The organism is Novosphingobium sp. MMS21-SN21R (assembly GCF_031846015.1).
In the GTDB taxonomy this organism is placed as follows: Bacteria; Pseudomonadota; Alphaproteobacteria; order Sphingomonadales; family Sphingomonadaceae; genus Novosphingobium.
This window is the reverse complement of record NZ_JAVRDU010000001.1, coordinates 2,983,114-3,000,118: the sequence shown is the minus strand read 5'-3', so window position 1 is coordinate 3,000,118 and position 17,005 is coordinate 2,983,114. Positions and strand designations below refer to the sequence as shown.

The window sequence follows — 17,005 nt, the reverse complement described above, 5'->3', positions numbered from 1 at the left end:
CTACACGCTGACCATGCGCGAGCCTTCTGCTAGGCTCCACCGATGGCCGCCCGTTTAACGACTGTCCTCATGCTCGCACTGCTGCTCGGGTCCTGCGGGTCGGGGCAGGATGGAGCGCTTCCGGTGGTCGTGATGGGAGACGCTTCGGCGCTCAAGGAGCGCGGGCCACGTTTTTCGCCACCCGCCCAACTCATACGCGCTGCCACTGTCGAAGGGCTGGTTAGCTTTGACGATCAGGGCCGTGTCGTGCCCGCGCTGGCCGACCGCTGGATCGTGACCGATCAGGGTCAGAGCTACATCTTCCGCCTGCGTGACGGGACCTGGCCCGATGGCAAGCGCATCACCGCAGATGTCGCCGCCGCCGCCTTGCGCAAGACGATTGCGGCGCTGAAGGGGACGGCGCTCGGGCTGGACCTTGCTGCGATTGACGAAGTGCGGGTCATGTCGGACCGGGTGATCGAGCTCGATCTGTTCGCGCCTGTGCCTGAATTGCTGACCCTGCTTGCCCAGCCCGAACTTGGTCTGCCCTATGAGGGACGCGGGCTTGGGCCCATGGCTTCCAAAGCGGGCGATGGCGGCACGCGCGTGATGACGCTGATGACGCCCGAATCGCGCGGGCTTACCAAACAGCCCAATTTCGCCAAGCGGGCGCGGGCGCTGTCGATCACGTTGGCCAATCCGGCCAAGGCCGTGGCCCTGTTCAACGATGGCTATGCCGATGTCTTGCTGGGCGGGAAGATCGATACGGTGCCGCTGGCGGGGCGGATCGGGCTTACGCGCGGCAACGTTCAGCTTGATCCCGTCACCGGCCTGTTCGGGCTGGTGGTTGAGCAGGGCGACGGGTTTCTGGCCGATGCCGCCAACCGCGAGGCGCTGGCCATGGCGATTGACCGGGATGCCTTGCTGGCGAGCTTCAACATCGGTGGGTGGCAGTCCACGACGCGCATTGTCTCGGCTGATGTCGAGGATGATCTGGGCACGATTGGCGAGCGCTGGCAGGGGATGGATGTGGATCAGCGCCGCGCGCAAGCGGCTGCGCGGGTGGCTGCATGGAAAGGCGCGGGGCGGGCCTTGCCGACGCTCAATATCGCCATGCCGGACGGACCGGGATCGAGCCTCGTGTTCGATGCCCTGCGCGATGGTTTCGCCCGGATCGGGGTGGCCATCCGCCGCGTGCCTGAAAGTGGACGCGGCGATCTGCGGCTGATCGATGTCACCGCGCGTTATGGCCGGGCGACATGGTTCCTCAACCAGCTTTCGTGCACGGTGCAAAAAGCCGTGTGCAGCCCGATTGGCGACGAGCGCGTGGCCGAGGCGCGCCGTGCCACTGATCCGCAGGCGCGCGCGGCGCTGCTGGCAGAGGCCGAGGCGGAAATCACGGCTGCCAACGGCTTTATTCCGATTGCGCGACCGCTTCGCTGGTCGATGGTGCGCAGCGGGACGACGGGCTTTGCCCGCACCCCGTGGGGCTGGCATCCCTTGCCGCCGCTGGCGTGGCTCCCCAAGTAAGGGGAATGGACAAACCGCTCTCGACCGTGATCAGCCCATCGGGCAGTGCCCGCCGCCCCGAAAAAATGCGGATGGAACTGCCGGGCGTAGGCAGCGATCCGGCATCGGTGCGCCAGCGCGTGGAAATGATGGAGCGCCTGCTCGAACGCAGTTTCACCATTCCCGGCATTCGCCGCGACGTGGGGCTGGATGCCATTGCCGGGCTCGTGCCGGTGCTGGGCGATGTGCTGACCGCCGCGATGGGCGCGTGGATGGTGTGGGAGGCGCGCAATCTCGGCCTGCCCAAGTGGAAGCTGTGGCGGATGGGCGCGAATGTGGCGTTCGACACGGCGCTGGGCGCGGTGCCGCTGGTCGGCGATGCCTTCGACTTCTTCTTCCGCTCGAACTCGAAGAATCTCAGGATTCTGCGCAAGCACCTCGACAAGCATCACCCTGCTGCGGGTGTGATCGAGGGCTGATCGTCCAGCTCAGAAGTCGATTGCGATACCGTTCTTTTCCCAGTCTCCAAAGCGAGTGGGATCAAGTCCGTCGGGATCTTCGCCGCGCACCACTACCTTGGGCTGCGGTGCGGGGTCCTTGTTCCAGTGATCGGGGACGATAAAGTCCGCCGGGCGACGGGTTGCGCGGGGGGTGGGCTTGTCCATGCCACCGCAGATGGGCGAACATTGCTGCAAGCGCAATTGCCATTTGGGGCAGCACGCGCGATAGGCCGCAGCCATGGCCCGTAACAACAACCCCGATGAGATCCCCGGCGTCCCCGCACGCCTTGCCGCGTTGCGGCTGCTCGATGCCGTATTACGGCGAGGGGAGCCCCTCGATCAGGCGGCCCCGCCGATTCTGCGCGCGATCGAGCGCGGGGATGATCGGGCGCTGGCGATGGCGATTGCGCAGGAAGCCCTGCGCTGGATGGCTGACCTCGATGCGCTCATCGATCAGGCGACCCGCACCGTGCTGCCCGAGGATGCCAAGGCGCGCAATGTTCTGCGGATCATGCTGGCACAGGCGCTGCGGCTGGGCCTGCCGGGGCACGCGGTTGTCGCCACCGGCCTGCCGCTGCTGATGGGCGGGCCGCGCCGTCTGGCGCACGGTGTGTTTTCTGCGGTGACCAAGGCCAATCCCAAGCTGCCCGAAGCGCCGAGCTTGCCCGATGCCGTGACCGAGCGTTGGGACGCTGCCTGGCCCGATCGGGTCGAGGCCATTGCGCGCGGGCTGGCTGTGCCGCCCCCGCTCGACCTTTCGCTGCGTGATCCCAGCGAGACGGCACAGTGGGCCGAGACGCTGGGTGGCCAGTCGCTCGCACCTGGCCATGTGCGCATTGCGCGCGCCGGCGCGGTGGAAGCGCTGCCGGGCTTTGCCGAGGGCGCGTGGTGGGTGCAGGACCTTTCGGCCAGCGTGCCGGTGCGGCTGCTGGGACCGGGCAAGGGGCGCCATGCGCTGGACCTGTGTGCCGCGCCGGGTGGCAAGACGCTGCAACTGGCAGCGGCAGGCTGGAAGGTCACCGCGCTCGACAAGTCGGCGCGCCGGGTCGAGCGTTTGCAGGACAATCTGAAGCGCAGCGGGCTTGACGCAGACGTCGTGGTTGCCGATGCGCTTACATGGTCACCTGAAGGGCTGTTCGATGCGATCCTGCTCGATGCGCCGTGCAGTGCCACCGGCACCTGCCGCCGCCATCCCGATGTTTTGCACCGGCTGGCGAATATGGGCGAACTGGGCGAATTGCAGCGTGCGATGCTGGAACGCGCCAGCGGCTGGCTCGCGCCGGGCGGGCGGCTGGTCTATGCGGTCTGCTCGCTGGAGCCGGAAGAAGGCGAAGCGCAGGCCGCTGCTTTCAACCTGCTGACTCCGGAGCCGGTTACTGACGCCGAACTGCCCGAGGGGATTGCAGTGGCGAGCGGCTATTTCCGCGCCGACCCCGGAATGCTGTCCGAAGTCGGCGGGATTGACGGGTTTTTTGCCGCGCGCTGGGTGAAGGCCTAGGCTTTCACCTTGTCCGCGAAGCTTTTGCGTAGTTTCATCAGTTTGGGCGGGATGACCGCGAGGCAGTAGGGATTGCGCTGGCCTTCGCCTTCCCAATATTCCTGATGGTAGTCCTCGGCGGGATACCATGTGGCCGCGCCTTCGATAGTGGTGACAATCGGCTGCGGCCAGTTCGCCTGATTACGGGTGATGGCCGCGTCGGCCTCGGCCTTCTGTTCTTCGTCCAGCGGGAACAGGGCTGAGCGGTACTGCGTGCCGACATCGCCGCCCTGCCGGTTGAGCTGGGTGGGATCGTGCGTGGCAAAGAACATGTCGAGGATCTGGCCATAGCTGACCACATCGGGATCGAAGGTGACGCGGATTGCCTCGGCATGGCCTGTCGTGCCCGAGCAGACCTGCTTGTAGGTCGGGTTGATGGTCGATCCGCCAAGATAGCCGCTTTCGACCTGTGCCACGCCAATCACGTCCCGGAACACCGCTTCGGTGCACCAGAAGCATCCGCCGGCGAGAATGGCCGTTGCTTGTTCGCTCATGCGTCTTATTCTCCTTGTATGTCGCCAAGATAGGCAGGCGCACCCCGCTTGTCATCGGCCCGAAGGAGAATCCCCTCGATGCGTAAAGCCAGCCTAGCCACGCTTGCCCTGATTGCAGGATTGGGTTTCGCAGGTCCCGCTGCCGCCCAGCATGAGGGACACGACATGACCGTGAAGGCGGTGATCGATCCGGCGCTTGCCAAGGCCGTGGCGGATCCCTTGCGCGCGACCGACCGTGCGCGCGACCAGTATCGCCGTCCGGACGAGACGCTGGCGTTCTTCCAGGTGGGACCGGCGATGAAGGTCGGTGAATATGCGCCCGGCGGCGGCTGGTATTCGCGCCTGCTGGGGCTCTACCTTGGCCCAAAGGGCAAGCTGGTCGGGCTGTTCTTTGATCCCACGCCGGCCGTGTTCGGTGAAAAGATGAAGGCCGGGATCCGCGAAAGCGTGACCAAGTATCCTGCCGAGGTCGCCGGATGGTCGAACCAGCCTGCCGACCGCTTTTCCGCCTTTGCCCTTGATACCGTTCCCGAGGGCGAGAAGGGCACATTCGACCGTATTCTGGTGATGCGCATGATGCACAACCTGCTGCGCTGGAATCTGGCCGATCACGAGATCAAGCAGATGCGCGAGTTGCTCAAGCCCGATGGCATGATCGGGATCGAGCAGCACCGGGCCAAGCCCGATGCGCCCTATGCCTTTACCGACGGCAACAAGGGGTATCTGCGCGAGGCCGACGTGATCAAGTTCATGGAAGTGAATGGCTTCACCTTCGTCGGCAAAAGCGAGGCCAATGCCAATCCGAAGGATCCGGCGAATTGGCCGGAAGGCGTGTGGACACTGCCGCCGGCGATGGATGGCGCCAAGGATGATGCCGAAAAGGCGAAGCTGAAAGCGATTGGTGAAAGCGACCGCATGACGCTGCTGTTCCGCAAGCGGCCCTGACGCAACGCGCAGGAGGTTGAATTGAGTGCAGCGGCGGCTTAGGTCCGGGCGATGAGCCAGATCACCGTCGCCGCCCTTCAGCTTGCCCTCAACGCGGGCGAGGCCGAGAATATCGCTGCCGTCTCCGCGCTGGTGGAGGATGCTGCCAAAGGCGGCGCGCAGATCGTGCTGCCGCCCGAACTCTTTGCAGGGCCGTACTTCTGCAAGGTGGAGGATGAGGCGCTGTTCGCGCTGGCCTATCCGCTCGATCAGGACCCTTCGGTACGCGAGATGAAGAAGCTCGCCAAGGCGCTGGGCATCGCAATCCCCACCAGCTTCTTCGAGCGCGACGGCCATCATTACTACAACACGCTGGCGATGATCGGGCCGGACGGCGAAGTGATGGGGATCTATCGCAAAAGCCATATTCCCGATGGGCCGGGCTATGAAGAAAAGTACTATTTCCGCCCGGGCAACACCGGCTTCAAGGTGTGGGACCTGTTCGGGACGCGCATCGGCGTGGGCGTGTGCTGGGACCAGTGGTATCCCGAATGCGCGCGCGCGATGGCGCTGATGGGGGCCGAATTGCTGTTCTACCCCACCGCTATCGGCACCGAGCCTTATGACGCCGATCTCGATACCAGCCGCATGTGGCGGCGCGCGATGATTGGCCATGCCGTGTCGAACTGCATGCCGGTGATCGCCGCCAATCGCATCGGCAGCGAAGATGGCCAGCGCTTTTATGGCCACAGTTTCATCTCTGACGAGTGGGGCGACTTTATCGCGGAATTCGGCGCGGGCGAAACCGGCGGGCTGCTCGCCACGATTGACCTGACGCGCGCGGCCACACACCGGGCGGGGATGGGCTTCTTCCGCGACCGCCGCCCGCAGCTTTACACGCGCCTCGCTGAGGACGTGTGAACCGCTATGTGATCGCGCTGGGGTCGAACCAGCGCCATGGGCGGTTTGGAGGGCCAGCGGCGATATTGCGCGCTGCCGTGGCGGAGCTGGCGGATCGTGGGTTGACGGTCGAGGCGGTCAGTCCGGTTCAGCGCTGCCGTCCGCTGGGACCGTCGCTGCGGGAATATGCCAATGGCGCAGTTTTGGTGGAAGCCGCGCTCGGCCCGCCGGACATGCTCACTCTGTTGCAGGACGTCGAAAGCCATTTCGGCAGAAAGCGCCAGGGCCAGCGCTGGCGCTCGCGCACGCTCGATCTCGACATCGTGCTGTGGTCGGGCGGTTGCTGGACCGATGACAGGCTGGTCGTACCGCACGCAGAGTTCCGAGGGCGCGACTTCGTTTTGCGCCCAGCCGCTGCAATCGCGCCGCGCTGGCGCGACCCTTTGACCGGCTTGACGCTCAAACATCTCTGCGCCCGCTTGACCCGTCGCGCCCCGCCCCCTAGGTGACGCGCCACGCACTGGCTCCAAGGTGAATCAGCGCGGCGTGGACCCGTAGCTCAGTTGGTAGAGCAACGGACTTTTAATCTGTAGGTCTCGGGTTCGAGTCCCGACGGGTCCACCATTTTTCGCAAACTCAGAAGCTCGCCCGTGCGGTCACGCGGATGTCCCGCCCGGCAAGCGGGGCGAAGTCCTTGAGGAATGAGGCGTGGCGGCGTGCGTCGACGTCGAAAATGTTGTTGGCCGAGAGCGCGAACGACAGCGGGCGCTGTGTGCCCCATGGGCGGATGTTGATCTCGGCATTGACCAGCGTGAAGCTGGCGGTCTGCGTTTCGAACGGGGTGACGCGGGACTGGCGGGCGCTCCATTCGACTTCGCCGCGCAAGTCCACCTTGCTGCCATTGAGCGCGAGGCCGCCTTGCACGCGCATTGGCGGGATTCGCGGGGCGGGGCCGACCCCGGCGATGTCGGCGTGGACATAGTCGGCAAGGCCATCGGCGACGAACTCCATCGGGCCGATCTTGGCCACTGTGGCCGAACCCTGGATTTCGAAGCCGTAGTAGCGCGCCTTGCCCTGGTTGAACTGATAGACGGGCAGCCCGTCCTCGATCTCGCCGGTCAGGTCTTCATAGATGAAGTTATTGAACCAGTTGTAATAGGCGGAGGCTTCGAGGCTGTAACCTTCGCCCTTGCCCTTGAGTACGGCTTCGAGGCCGGTCGCGCGTTCGGGGCGGAAATCGGGATTGCCGATTTCGAAGGCCTGCGTTCCGGCGTGCGGGCCATTGGCGAAGAGTTCGTCGGCGGATGGCGCGCGGATCGTGCGCGACAGGTTCGCGCCCAGACGCCAGCCCGGCGCTATGGCGTAGGACGCGCCGACGGAGCCGGAAACCGTATCGAAAGTGCGCCGCCCGCTGAAGAACTGTGTCTGACCGTCGAGGGGGCGGGCTTCCAGCACGGTGTGTTCGAATCGCGCGCCGCCTTCCAGCTTGAGCGCGCCCAGATCGAATTCCTGCAAGGTGAACACGCCGAACTGCTGCGTGGTGCTTTTGGGCAGGAAGGCTTCTTCACCGATCACGTTGAAATCGCGGACGAAATACTGGATGCCGCTGGCACCGGCCCAAGCCCCGCGCTTCGCCTGAACCAGTTCGACCCGGCCCTCGATCCCCTTGTTGTAGAATGCGGTGCCGACGTTGCCGTCGGCTTCGAGTTCGAAGTGACGGTAGCTGGCAAAGCCTGCGCGGGCGCGGACCGATTTGATCAGGCTGCCGCCGGTTTCGACTTCTGCGCGCAAATCGAGGCGGTCTTGCGCGACGTCGAGGCGCGGGCCTTCCTCAGCCTGGCCCGGTGTGACTGCGTAGCGGACGGGGATGGCATAGAGGCTGTCGTAGTGGCTGTAGGCGATGCCGAGATTGCCGGTGTCGGTGATCAGCGCCGCGCCGACGCCGGCGGTCCATGTCTCGGCCTGTGAATTGGGCAGCCTGTTCCTGAGGCCCGCATTGGCGGCGAAGTCTATGCCCTCGGCGATCTGGTCAGCGTCTTCAGTCCCGGCATTGGCCAGCGCGGTCCTGCGGGCGCCGGGCGCCAGCACGTAGTCGCCCACTCGCATGTTGCCAGTCTTGAGATAACTGCCGTCGGCATGGACGACGAATTGCGTGCTGACGGGCACATCGAACGCGCCGCCGACCGAGCGTTCAGTGGCAGCAGAGCCGTAGGAGGCGATCATGTCGACGTGGGCGATTTCGTCCGGAACGGTGCGCGGGATGCGCTTGTCGATCACGTTGACCACGCCGCCGATGGCCGAGGAGCCGAACAGCAGGGTGGCAGGGCCGCGCAGCACTTCAATGCGCTCGGCCAGCAGGGGATTGATCACCACCGCGTGATCGGCGCTGGTGTTGGAGACGTCGAACGCGCCGACGCCGTCGGTGAGGATGCGCACGCGATCACCCTGAAGGCCGCGCAGGACCGGACGCGAGGCGTTGGGGCCGAACGATGTGGCCGAGACACCGGGCGTCTTGTCCAGAGTTTCGCCGAGGGTGGGGCGCAGGGCCTGCGTCAGCTGCTCTCCCGCGATGACCGAGACGCCCGAAAGGATGTCGAGCCGGTCGCGCTGGATCGGTGCGGTGACGATGATCTCTGACGAGGTCTGGGTGTGGTTGTCCTGATCGGCGGCACCGTCGTCTGCCCATGCGGGCGAGGCGAGAGCGATTGCTGCGAGCGCGGAGCACGTGCCGAGGAGAACGGGAAACTTCATTGGTGCGAACCCTTTGCATGGACGATCCCGGCGCGGGGCCAGGGTCAGCCGGACTGTGAAGGCTCCATAAAACGACTTGCTCAATGATACAAGATAACATCACAAAAAGGGTGGCGATGGCGGGACGTCACGAATTTCGCTGACAGCCGTGATCTAAAGTGGTAACAGATGAAACGAATTTCAGGAGCGATGCCAGATGGAAGTTTCACCCGCGACGGGCTTGCCCAACCCGCTCGGCCTTGATGGCTTCGAGTTCATCGAGTTTACCGCGCCCGAACAGGGCCTGCTTGAGCCTGTGTTTGCGGCAATGGGCTTCACCCACGTGGCCGATCACCGCACCAAGGACGTGCACTTGTGGCGGCAAGGCGGGATCAATCTCATCGCCAATTATGAGCCGCGCAGTCCGGCAGCCTATTTCGCCGCCGAGCATGGCGCGTCGGCCTGCGGGATGGGCTGGCGGGTGAAGGATGCGGCCAAGGCCTATGCCGTGGCGATTGAGCGCGGGGCTGAGCCGGTGCAGGTCGAGACGGGGCCGATGCAACTGCACTTGCCCGCGATCCGGGGCATCGGTGGGTCGATCATCTACCTGATCGACCGCTATGACGAGGATATCTCGATCTACGACATCGATTTTCGCTATCTTCCCGGCGTCGACCGCCACCCGGTGGGCGCGGGCTTCCATACGATCGATCACCTCACGCACAACGTCTATGGCGGGCGCATGGCTCACTGGGCGGCGTTCTATGAGCGGATCTTCGGGTTCAAGGAGATCCGCTATTTCGATATCAAAGGCGAATACACCGGCCTCACCAGCCGCGCGATGACCGCGCCCGACGGGCTGATCCGCATTCCCTTGAACGAAGAGGGCAAGCAGGGCGGTGGGCAGATCGACGAGTTCCTGCGCGCCTACAACGGCGAGGGCATCCAGCACATCGCCTTTGCCTGCGACGATCTGCTGGGTTGCTGGGACAAACTCAAGGCCTTGGGCACGCCGTTCATGTCGCCCCCGCCCGCAACCTATTACGAGATGCTGGAGGAGCGCTTGCCGGGGCATGGCGAGCCGGTGGCGGAATTGCAGAAGCGCGGCATCCTGCTCGACGGCTCGACCGAGCATGGCGATCCGCGACTGCTGCTGCAGATCTTTGGCGAGACGGTCATCGGTCCGGTGTTCTTCGAGTTCATCCAGCGCAAGAAGGACGAAGGTTTCGGCAACGGCAATTTCACCGCGCTGTTCAAATCGATGGAGCGCGATCAGATGCGGCGCGGCGTGCTGCAGGTGGAGGAAACAGTAAAGTGACCACGGCTCCCAGACTTTCGCGCATCCACCACGTTGCCTATCGCTGCCGAGACGCAGGCGAGACAGTGGCGTGGTATGCCCGCGTGCTCGGCATGGATTACGTGACCGCCTTCGCCGAGGACAAGGTACCCTCGACAGGCGAGGACGACCCCTACATGCACGTGTTCCTCGATGCGGGCGGCGGCAATGTGCTGGCGTTCTTCGAACTGCCGAACCAGCCCGAGATGGGGCGCGATCCGGCGACTCCTGCGTGGGTGCAGCATCTGGCTTTTGAAGTGGCGGACGAGGCCGCACTGCTGGCCGCCAAGGCGCATATCGAAGCACAGGGCGTCGAGGTACTGGGGCCTACCTATCACGGCATCTTCCGCTCGATCTATTTCTTCGATCCCAACGGCCACCGCCTGGAACTGGCCTGCAACATCGGCACGCCCGAGCAGCATGCCGAGTTGAAGGACCTGGCGCCGGTCATGCTCGAAGAGTGGAGCCGGACCAAGCGGGCACCGCGTCAGGCTGCATGGCTGCATACCGACCCGGCGGCCACCGGTTGATCGTGATGAAGGTCAGTGCGCGGTCTGACCGCCGTCGATGGTGAAGGTTGCGCCGTTGATGAAGCTGGCTCCGTCCGAACAGAGGTGAAGCACGGTGGGCGCGATTTCCTCGGGCCGGGCAGCGCGGCCCGAGATATTCTGGGCGTAGAACATCTGGGTGAACTCGTTGCTGTCGGCCCAGTGCTGGGTCATCGGGGTGACGACGAAGCCCGGCGCGATGGCGTTCACGCGGATGTTCTGTTGCGCGTATTCCACCGCGCCTGCCTTGGTCAGGCCCGAGACGGCGTGCTTCATCGCGCAATAGGCGCTCATGTTCGGGTCAGCGATCAGCGCGCCGACGCTGGCGGTGTTGACGATGGCTCCGCCGCCCACTTTGAGGAAGTGGCGGATTTCGGCTTGCATGGCGAAGAACACGCCCTTGAAATCGACGTCGATGGCGAGGTCGAGTTCGTCCTCGGTCACTTCGTGGATCGGGCGTTGCGGGGGGAGGACTCCAGCATTGTTGAACGCCGCGTCCATCCGTCCGTAGCGCTCAACGCAGGCTGCAACCAGCGCGTCAAGCTCGGCGGCCTTGCGCACATCGGTGTGGCGGAACGCGGCGTTACCGCCTTCGGCCACGATCATGTCGACCGTCTCCTGCGCCCGCGCATCGACATCGCCGATCATCACATTCGCGCCCTCGCGGGCAAAGGCGAGCGCAGTGGCACGGCCGATGCCGGTGGCGGCGCCCGTGATCAGCACGGCCTTTCCGGTGAAGCGCTCCATCACATGATCCCCGACTTGCCGGGGGCCAGAATTCCGTTCGGATCGAGCGCGTGTTTGATCTTGGCGTTGAATTCGCGGTTCACTGAACCGTACTGCTGCGCCACGAGCTCCATCGAATTGACCCCGGTGCGGTAGCTGGCCCAGCCCTGCGCGCCGAAGCGGGTGACCAATTCGCGATAGCAGGCGTCTGCCTTGCGATGCTCTTCCGCGTCCGACTTGTCGAACAGCAGCGCGAGGATGTGGTGCAGGTCGCGCCAGCCGATGGCGTAGGCAGCGGTGTAGTCGAAGCCGTACTTTTCGACGATTTCCTTGGCGAGCGCGGTCTGGCGCTCGGCCTCGATCCCGCGTGCGGCGGCAACGGGGGCGAACCATGCCAGACCGCCGCCTGCGCCGCGCCAGCGCAGCAGTCCGATTTCGTCGAGATTGAGGCCGCCTTCCATCAGCGTTGAATGATGGTGGAACCAGGGGTTCCCCTCCATCTCGGCAGCCGTCATCACTTCGCCGCCGCTGGCAGTGAGCTGGGCACGAATGATCGGCTCGATCGCGGCGACGGTCTGTTCGGTCCCGTAAAGCGCGAAGTAGGTGTTCCACATGCCCAGGCCATTGGCCTTGGCTGCCTTCTTGAGCGACACCTCATCGAGCGGTGCACCATCGGGCACGATCTCGTTGCGGCGCTTGAACATGGCAAGCTGGTACGAAGCGCTCATCATCAGGTTGCAGTTGGCGACGAGACTGGACACGCGGAGCGGGCGCATTGCCTCGATGATCTTGGGCGTGTCCTCCATGTTCGGATGGCGCACCATGAACGGCTTGTAGACCGGCGGCTTGGGCATCAGCCACAAGCCCATCTTGGTGACAACGCCGTAGTTCGACTGGGTGAACAGGCCGTCGACATAAGGTCCGTAGCCCCACTTGAACGCTTGCCACGCGGTGCTGCCCTTGATCGAGCCCATGCCGGTGCGCATCAACTGTCCATCGGGCAGGACGACTTCCATGCCGCACTGGAACATGAAGTGTTCGCCATAGGGCGTGTAGCCGACACCGCGATCAAGCGTATTGCCGACCGGTGAGGCGATCGGGCCGACCGTGGGCACGTCGATCCACAGCGGGATATTATTCTCTACCAGATAGTCCTTGAGCTGCTGGTAGGTCACGCCGGGTTCGAGCAGGCAGGTGCCGAGATCGGCGTCCACCTCGAGAATCCGGTTCATCCGCTTGAGATCGAGCACGACCTGGCCGGGGGTGGCAGGCGCGGTCATGCCATAACCCATGTTCTTGCCGGTGGAGACGGTCCACAGCGGCTGCCGATAGGTATTGGCGATCCGGACGATTTCCTGGACCTGCTCGACGCTTTCCGGGCAGACCGCGCCGACCGGCTTGTGATAGCCGTTGGGGTCGGGGATGTAGGTCTTGGTATAAGGCGCGACGGCGTCTTCATCGCCAAACACCCATTCGGCCCCGACGACGCCGCGGAACGCCTTCATCGCGCCCGAAAAATCGGCCTTGGTCAGGCCGGGGGCGAGGGGTGCAGGGTTTTTCGCGCTGGCGCCGGTGCCAAGTCCGAGGCTGGCGGCACCGATGATCCCGGCACCCAGAAGGCCGCGACGGTCCATGTTGATTTCGCTCATTGGCCGTGCTCCCCGCTGCGCGCCGTGCTCTTTTCGATCCACAATGCCAGCGCATCGAGTTCCGATGGCTTGACCTCGGTCGGGCGGAAGGCGGGCATGCCGTTCTGGCCGTGGCGGACGATGTATTTGACGGTGTCTGCCGGGATCGCGCGGCCGAGAATGATCGGGCCGACATTGCGCCCGTGGCAATAGCCGCAGGTCTTGGCGTAAACTGCTTCCGGCGCCCGCAGTTCTTGCGTTTCGCCCAGCTTCTGGCTTGCCAGAAGCGGCGCGGCACATGCCATTGCAGCAACTGCAAGTGTGGGGGCCAATATCGGCCCGAATATTCGCTTCATCCCTGGCTCCTCGATCCCGGTTGGCCGCAGCGATTCCGCCCACTGTCTGTCCAACGCTAAAGGTAGCACTCTATCAGGCGTGTGCAGCAGGACCAGTGGGCGGCGCTCGAAAAATTACACTGTGTGAAATGCGGATCATGTCAGAACGGGATGGTAGCTCCGTCCCATCCGATCAGTGTACCGCTGTCAGCAGGCGTCAGCCCCTCGATGATCGACAGCAGATGCGTGGCTGACTGGGCTGGTGTGAACAGCTTTTCTGCCGGAACGCCGCGCTGGAACGGGCGCGACAAGGCCGTGTCTACTGTGCCGGGGTGCAATGTGACCGCGACCGCAGCGGTATTGGTTCGCCCCAGTTCGATCGCGAAATTGCGCACGAGCATGTTGAGCGCGGCCTTCGAGGCGCGGTAGGAATGCCAGCCACCGAGGCGGTTGTCGGCGATCGAACCGACTTTGGCCGACACGGCAGCGAAGACCGGGCGGCCCCCCTTGCGCAGCAGCGGCGCGCAATGCTTGCCGATCAGCGCGGGGCCAATGGCGTTGATCGCGAACAGTTCGGCCATGGCGGCGGGATCAAGGCTGCGCCACGATTTCTCCGGGCCGTCGCCGTTTTCGCGCACCAGACGGCCCGTGGCGACGATCACGAGATCAAGGGGTGCACCGATGGCAGCGCAGGCGGTGGCAATCGAAGCCTCGTCGGTCAGGTCGAAGCGGTGGGAGATGACTTTGGGGGATGGTGCGACCCCACCCCGCGATAGCGCGTGGACTTCCCCGACGTCTTCGCGTTGGCACAACTGCTTCACCAGCGCCGCGCCGATTCCGCCGCTTGCTCCAAACACCGCGCATCGCTTGCCGTTTTCCATCCTGCCGTTCATGGAATGCCAAGACCTTCCCGTCGATATGGTCCTTCGCCCGTTGCTGTGTTGCGGTCATAATACAGCTTGCGCCGGGCGACACGAAATCCCATGTTGCCAATTGACCACTACCGGAAAGCAAGACTTGCGATGGCCACGACCTCGACCGAAACCGCGCCCGAAACAGCAACAGCTACCCCGTTGACGCTGACGCCGCCCGACCCGGTGCCGGTTGTGTCGGCTGTCCAGGCCGCAGGGCTGGTGCCGGTATCCGAAGATAATCGGTCGAAACTGGAAGCCAAGGTCGATGCCTTTGTCGCCGATCTGGTGGCGCAGGACGCGCAGAGCCCGGAGTTCGGCAAGAAGGTCGATCAGCTGACCAACATGGGCCGCAAGGAAATTTCGCAGGCGGCGGGCATGGCCAACCGTTTCCTCGACCGGCCGATCCGCGCGATGGACAAGGACAGCGGCGTGGGCACCGATCTGGCTGCGCTGCGCCGCACCGTGGAAGACCTTGATCCGGGCAAGCAGGGCAAGCTGTCTTCAGGCCGCAAGTTCCTTGGCATCATTCCGTTTGGCAACAGCCTGAAGCGCTATTTCGATGGCTACACATCGGCGCAAGGCCACATCAAGGCGATCCTCGACCGGCTGGCATCGGGCAAGGACGAACTGCTGATGGACAATGCCGCGATCGACGTCGAGCGGCAGAAGCTGTGGGAGGCGATGGGCAATCTGGAACAGATGATCCACATCTCCAAGACGCTGGACGCCAAGCTGGAAGACGCGGCGGCGGACCTCGATATCACCGATCCCGCGAAGTCCAAGGCGATCCGCGAGACCGCGCTGTTCTACACTCGCCAGCGCACGCAGGATCTGCTGACGCAGATGGCGGTGACGGTGCAGGGCTATCTCGCGCTCGATCTGGTCAAGAAGAACAATGTCGAACTGGTCAAGGGCGTGGACCGCGCGAGCACGACCACGGTGGCGGCGCTGCGCACGGCGGTGACCGTGGCGCAGGCGATGACCAACCAGCGGCTGGTGCTGCAGCAGATCACCGCGCTCAACACCACAACCGCCAACATGATCGACAGCACCGGCAAGCTGCTGCGCGAACAGACCGGCAAGATCCATGAACTGGCGGCGGCCAGCACGATCCCGCTGGAGACGCTGCAGCGCGCGTTCCAGAACATCTACGACACGATGGACACGATCGACACGTTCAAGCTGAAGGCGCTGGATTCGATGAAGCAGACAGTGACCACGCTTTCGGGCGAGGTCGAGAAATCGAAGGGCTACATCGCGCGGGCCGAGGGCGCGGCGCAGTCAAAGCTTGCCGGGCCGGACAGTTCTCCGCTGCTGAGCTTGGAAGGTTGAGGCGCTGATGGTGGGAAGTCCCGCACAGGAAAGCGACCGTATCCTGTCGGACGCGCGTTCCTCGCTGGTCCGCCAGCAGGCGGGCGGGCGGCGGAGCATCGGCCAGCGGTCTGCGGACCTTAAGCGCCGGCATTTCGGCAAGAAAGTGGCACGCATGGCGATGGCCGTGGGCGTGGTGCTGGTGGGCGCGATGGCGGCGGGGCTGGTGCTGGACGGTATCGGCATAACCGGTGTTATGTTGCTGGCGTTGGCGATCATCGGCACGATGTGGTTCTTCGCTACCTTCCCGAAAATGAAAGTGCCCGATCTGGCGGGGCTCAATTCGGGCGATGTGCGCACGATGGTCGGGCGGACCGAGCTGTGGCTCGAAGCGCAGCGGCCCGCGCTGCCTGCGCCTGCGGTGCGGCTGGTCGATCAGATTGGCGTGCAGCTTGATGGGCTGGGGCTGCAGCTTGAAGGCATCGATCCTGCTGAACCTGCTGTCGGCGAAGTGCGCCGTCTGGTGGGTGAACACTTGCCCGGCATGGTCGAAAGCTGGCGCAAGATCCCGCCGCATTTGCGCAAGGAAGAGCGCGGCGGGCGCAATGCGGATGAGCAACTGGGCGAGGGCCTTGCCAAGATCAGCAAGGAAATCGACGAAATCACGCGCCAGCTCGCGGCGGGCGACCTGGATGCGCTGGCCGTGCGGGGACGCTATCTGGACTATCGCTACGGGGAAGGGCTAGAGGCGGCGCCTCAGTTGCAAGCCCCCAAGGAAACCTGATGCGCATTGCCATTCCCCATTCGCTGGAACGTGACGAAGCGCGTCGCCGCTTGCGTGAAAAGACGTCGCAAGCGGCCTTGAAGGCCGATGGCATGGCCACGGTCACGACCGAATTCGTCGATGACGATCACCTCAAGATGGCCGTCGGCGCGATGGGGTACACCGTCGATTGCGCGGTCGAGATCACCGACAGCGAACTGGTGGTGGACGTTGATATCCCGGCCAGCCTAGGCTTTGCCAAGCGCATGATCGAAGGCCTGATCCGCGACAAGAGCGCCAAGTTCCTCACCTGAGCAGTCAGATATCCCGCTCAAGCTCGAGCAATTCCTGCGGCAGGCGCAAGGAACTTGCGGCGATGCGCGTTTCCAGCAGCAGGTAGACCAGCGCGATCATCAGCAGCGCGATGGCGACGAAGAAGGTGATGCCGGTGAGGTTGCGCAACTCGCGACCAACCATTTCGCCGACGAACAGCGAGCCGACCGTGACCCCGATGGCAAGGCCCGACAGCACCAGCAACAGCAGCGCGCGCCCGATCAGGTGGATGCGCCGGTCGACGTAGCGGATTTCCACCACGACCACGTCATGCGCCGGGCCAACAGTCTCGCCGTGCAGCTTTTGCAACGTGCGCGAGCGGTCGACGATGCGGCCGAGGCGGGTGGTCAGGATGTTCATGATGTTGCCGATGGCGACAAGCACGAAGACCGGCGCCAGGGCTAGCTGGATGGTCTGGGCGATCACGCCGGTATGGGCAGCATTCATGGGATGGGCCTTCGCGCTGGATGATCCGCCCAAATGGCACGCTGGGTTCCAAAGGGGCAAGCGGGATACGTCTGCATGCCAACAAGTGCCA

19 protein-coding genes and 1 tRNA gene are annotated in these 17,005 nt (G+C 64.3%); 12 read left to right on the top strand and 8 right to left on the bottom strand.

The genetic code is table 11. The features are described 5' to 3' along the window. The first annotated feature begins 42 nt into the window (after positions 1–42). Positions 43–1,509, top strand: a complete 1,467-nt coding sequence (locus tag RM192_RS14500; RefSeq protein ID WP_311508268.1) for an ABC transporter substrate-binding protein — start codon at positions 43–45, stop codon at positions 1,507–1,509. A 5-nt stretch (positions 1,510–1,514) separates the two neighbouring features. Continuing rightward, positions 1,515–1,967, top strand: coding sequence for a DUF4112 domain-containing protein (locus tag RM192_RS14495; RefSeq protein ID WP_409233811.1), 453 nt, complete (start codon positions 1,515–1,517; stop codon positions 1,965–1,967). A gap of 9 nt (positions 1,968–1,976) precedes the next feature. Here RM192_RS14495 and RM192_RS14490 read toward each other — a convergent pair whose 3' ends face one another. Then, entirely contained in the window at positions 1,977–2,153 is a 177-nt protein-coding gene (locus RM192_RS14490) for a DUF1674 domain-containing protein (RefSeq protein WP_311508267.1), read from the bottom strand. A gap of 73 nt (positions 2,154–2,226) precedes the next feature. Here RM192_RS14490 and RM192_RS14485 point away from each other — a divergent pair, with 73 nt between their 5' ends. Continuing rightward, positions 2,227–3,486, top strand: coding sequence for a methyltransferase domain-containing protein (locus tag RM192_RS14485; protein WP_311508266.1), 1,260 nt, complete (start codon positions 2,227–2,229; stop codon positions 3,484–3,486). Here the strand turns inward: RM192_RS14485 and msrA are convergent. Beyond that, on the bottom strand, positions 3,483–4,019 hold the full coding sequence (gene msrA, locus RM192_RS14480) for a peptide-methionine (S)-S-oxide reductase MsrA (protein ID WP_311508265.1): 537 nt from the start codon (positions 4,017–4,019) through the stop codon (positions 3,483–3,485). The two genes, RM192_RS14485 and msrA, sit on opposite strands and share 4 nt — an antisense overlap. A gap of 78 nt (positions 4,020–4,097) precedes the next feature. Between msrA and RM192_RS14475 the strand changes: the two genes are divergently transcribed. The 4 genes from RM192_RS14475 to RM192_RS14460 all read left to right on the top strand — a co-directional run bounded on the left by RM192_RS14475 (position 4,098) and on the right by RM192_RS14460 (position 6,467). Then, complete coding sequence (locus RM192_RS14475; RefSeq protein ID WP_311508264.1) at positions 4,098–4,964, top strand: methyltransferase; 867 nt, start codon at positions 4,098–4,100, stop codon at positions 4,962–4,964. A gap of 51 nt (positions 4,965–5,015) precedes the next feature. Beyond that, a complete protein-coding gene (aguB, locus tag RM192_RS14470; RefSeq protein WP_311508263.1) occupies positions 5,016–5,864 on the top strand; it encodes an N-carbamoylputrescine amidase in 849 nt (282 codons plus the stop codon). After that, positions 5,861–6,352 (top strand): 2-amino-4-hydroxy-6-hydroxymethyldihydropteridine diphosphokinase, encoded by a 492-nt coding sequence (gene folK, locus RM192_RS14465; RefSeq protein WP_311508262.1) that lies wholly within the window; start codon positions 5,861–5,863, stop codon positions 6,350–6,352. The genes aguB and folK overlap by 4 nt, the downstream gene beginning before the upstream one ends. A 39-nt stretch (positions 6,353–6,391) precedes the next feature. Next, positions 6,392–6,467: transfer RNA gene (locus tag RM192_RS14460), tRNA-Lys, on the top strand. Between the two features lie 12 nt (positions 6,468–6,479). Here the strand turns inward: RM192_RS14460 and RM192_RS14455 are convergent. After that, the gene (locus RM192_RS14455) at positions 6,480–8,594 is read right to left on the bottom strand and encodes a TonB-dependent receptor (RefSeq protein WP_311508261.1); all 2,115 of its coding nucleotides are present in this window, start codon (positions 8,592–8,594) and stop codon (positions 6,480–6,482) included. Between the two features lie 196 nt (positions 8,595–8,790). On the opposite strand from RM192_RS14455, the gene hppD reads away from it, so the two are divergent. Together hppD and RM192_RS14445 are read left to right on the top strand one after the other, a co-directional pair. Then, the gene (gene hppD, locus RM192_RS14450) at positions 8,791–9,891 is read left to right on the top strand and encodes a 4-hydroxyphenylpyruvate dioxygenase (RefSeq protein ID WP_311508260.1); all 1,101 of its coding nucleotides are present in this window, start codon (positions 8,791–8,793) and stop codon (positions 9,889–9,891) included. Then, complete coding sequence (locus RM192_RS14445; protein WP_311508259.1) at positions 9,888–10,439, top strand: VOC family protein; 552 nt, start codon at positions 9,888–9,890, stop codon at positions 10,437–10,439. Before hppD ends, RM192_RS14445 begins: the two co-directional genes overlap by 4 nt. A gap of 12 nt (positions 10,440–10,451) precedes the next feature. Here the strand turns inward: RM192_RS14445 and RM192_RS14440 are convergent, their stop codons facing one another. The 4 genes from RM192_RS14440 to RM192_RS14425 form a co-directional block, all read right to left on the bottom strand. Then, a complete protein-coding gene (locus RM192_RS14440) occupies positions 10,452–11,204 on the bottom strand; it encodes a glucose 1-dehydrogenase (RefSeq protein ID WP_311508258.1) in 753 nt (250 codons plus the stop codon). Further along, entirely contained in the window at positions 11,204–12,832 is a 1,629-nt protein-coding gene (locus tag RM192_RS14435; RefSeq protein ID WP_311508257.1) for an FAD-binding oxidoreductase, read from the bottom strand. Before RM192_RS14435 ends, RM192_RS14440 begins: the two co-directional genes overlap by 1 nt. Next, on the bottom strand, positions 12,829–13,167 hold the full coding sequence (locus RM192_RS14430; protein WP_311508256.1) for a cytochrome c: 339 nt from the start codon (positions 13,165–13,167) through the stop codon (positions 12,829–12,831). The genes RM192_RS14435 and RM192_RS14430 overlap by 4 nt, the downstream gene beginning before the upstream one ends. Before the next feature lie 140 nt (positions 13,168–13,307). Continuing rightward, positions 13,308–14,039, bottom strand: a complete 732-nt coding sequence (locus tag RM192_RS14425; protein ID WP_311508255.1) for an SDR family NAD(P)-dependent oxidoreductase — start codon at positions 14,037–14,039, stop codon at positions 13,308–13,310. Between the two features lie 129 nt (positions 14,040–14,168). On the opposite strand from RM192_RS14425, the gene RM192_RS14420 reads away from it, so the two are divergent. The 3 genes from RM192_RS14420 to RM192_RS14410 are packed head-to-tail and all read left to right on the top strand — an operon-like array spanning position 14,169 to position 16,448. After that, complete coding sequence (locus RM192_RS14420; RefSeq protein WP_311508254.1) at positions 14,169–15,392, top strand: toxic anion resistance protein; 1,224 nt, start codon at positions 14,169–14,171, stop codon at positions 15,390–15,392. A gap of 7 nt (positions 15,393–15,399) precedes the next feature. Next, on the top strand, positions 15,400–16,155 hold the full coding sequence (locus RM192_RS14415) for a hypothetical protein (RefSeq protein WP_311508253.1): 756 nt from the start codon (positions 15,400–15,402) through the stop codon (positions 16,153–16,155). Further along, positions 16,155–16,448 (top strand): polyhydroxyalkanoic acid system family protein, encoded by a 294-nt coding sequence (locus tag RM192_RS14410; protein ID WP_311508252.1) that lies wholly within the window; start codon positions 16,155–16,157, stop codon positions 16,446–16,448. The genes RM192_RS14415 and RM192_RS14410 overlap by 1 nt, the downstream gene beginning before the upstream one ends. Before the next feature lie 4 nt (positions 16,449–16,452). Here RM192_RS14410 and RM192_RS14405 read toward each other — a convergent pair whose 3' ends face one another. Continuing rightward, positions 16,453–16,914, bottom strand: coding sequence for a DUF2721 domain-containing protein (locus RM192_RS14405; RefSeq protein ID WP_311508251.1), 462 nt, complete (start codon positions 16,912–16,914; stop codon positions 16,453–16,455). Between the last annotated feature and the right edge of the window lie 91 nt (positions 16,915–17,005).

What these genes read in the sequence shown, in the direction of transcription:
- RM192_RS14500 (WP_311508268.1), top strand. Translation starts at nt 43, where the DNA reads ATGGCCGCCCGTTTAACGACTGTCCTCATGCTCGCACTGCTGCTCGGG.
- RM192_RS14495 (WP_409233811.1), top strand. Translation starts at nt 1,515, where the DNA reads ATGGACAAACCGCTCTCGACCGTGATCAGCCCATCGGGCAGTGCCCGC.
- RM192_RS14490 (WP_311508267.1), bottom strand. Translation starts at nt 2,153, where the DNA reads ATGGACAAGCCCACCCCCCGCGCAACCCGTCGCCCGGCGGACTTTATC.
- RM192_RS14485 (WP_311508266.1), top strand. Translation starts at nt 2,227, where the DNA reads ATGGCCCGTAACAACAACCCCGATGAGATCCCCGGCGTCCCCGCACGC.
- msrA (WP_311508265.1), bottom strand. Translation starts at nt 4,019, where the DNA reads ATGAGCGAACAAGCAACGGCCATTCTCGCCGGCGGATGCTTCTGGTGC.
- RM192_RS14475 (WP_311508264.1), top strand. Translation starts at nt 4,098, where the DNA reads ATGCGTAAAGCCAGCCTAGCCACGCTTGCCCTGATTGCAGGATTGGGT.
- aguB (WP_311508263.1), top strand. Translation starts at nt 5,016, where the DNA reads ATGAGCCAGATCACCGTCGCCGCCCTTCAGCTTGCCCTCAACGCGGGC.
- RM192_RS14455 (WP_311508261.1), bottom strand. Translation starts at nt 8,594, where the DNA reads ATGAAGTTTCCCGTTCTCCTCGGCACGTGCTCCGCGCTCGCAGCAATC.
- hppD (WP_311508260.1), top strand. Translation starts at nt 8,791, where the DNA reads ATGGAAGTTTCACCCGCGACGGGCTTGCCCAACCCGCTCGGCCTTGAT.
- RM192_RS14440 (WP_311508258.1), bottom strand. Translation starts at nt 11,204, where the DNA reads ATGGAGCGCTTCACCGGAAAGGCCGTGCTGATCACGGGCGCCGCCACC.
- RM192_RS14435 (WP_311508257.1), bottom strand. Translation starts at nt 12,832, where the DNA reads ATGAGCGAAATCAACATGGACCGTCGCGGCCTTCTGGGTGCCGGGATC.
- RM192_RS14430 (WP_311508256.1), bottom strand. Translation starts at nt 13,167, where the DNA reads ATGAAGCGAATATTCGGGCCGATATTGGCCCCCACACTTGCAGTTGCT.
- RM192_RS14425 (WP_311508255.1), bottom strand. Translation starts at nt 14,039, where the DNA reads ATGAACGGCAGGATGGAAAACGGCAAGCGATGCGCGGTGTTTGGAGCA.
- RM192_RS14420 (WP_311508254.1), top strand. Translation starts at nt 14,169, where the DNA reads ATGGCCACGACCTCGACCGAAACCGCGCCCGAAACAGCAACAGCTACC.
- RM192_RS14415 (WP_311508253.1), top strand. Translation starts at nt 15,400, where the DNA reads ATGGTGGGAAGTCCCGCACAGGAAAGCGACCGTATCCTGTCGGACGCG.
- RM192_RS14410 (WP_311508252.1), top strand. Translation starts at nt 16,155, where the DNA reads ATGCGCATTGCCATTCCCCATTCGCTGGAACGTGACGAAGCGCGTCGC.
- RM192_RS14405 (WP_311508251.1), bottom strand. Translation starts at nt 16,914, where the DNA reads ATGAATGCTGCCCATACCGGCGTGATCGCCCAGACCATCCAGCTAGCC.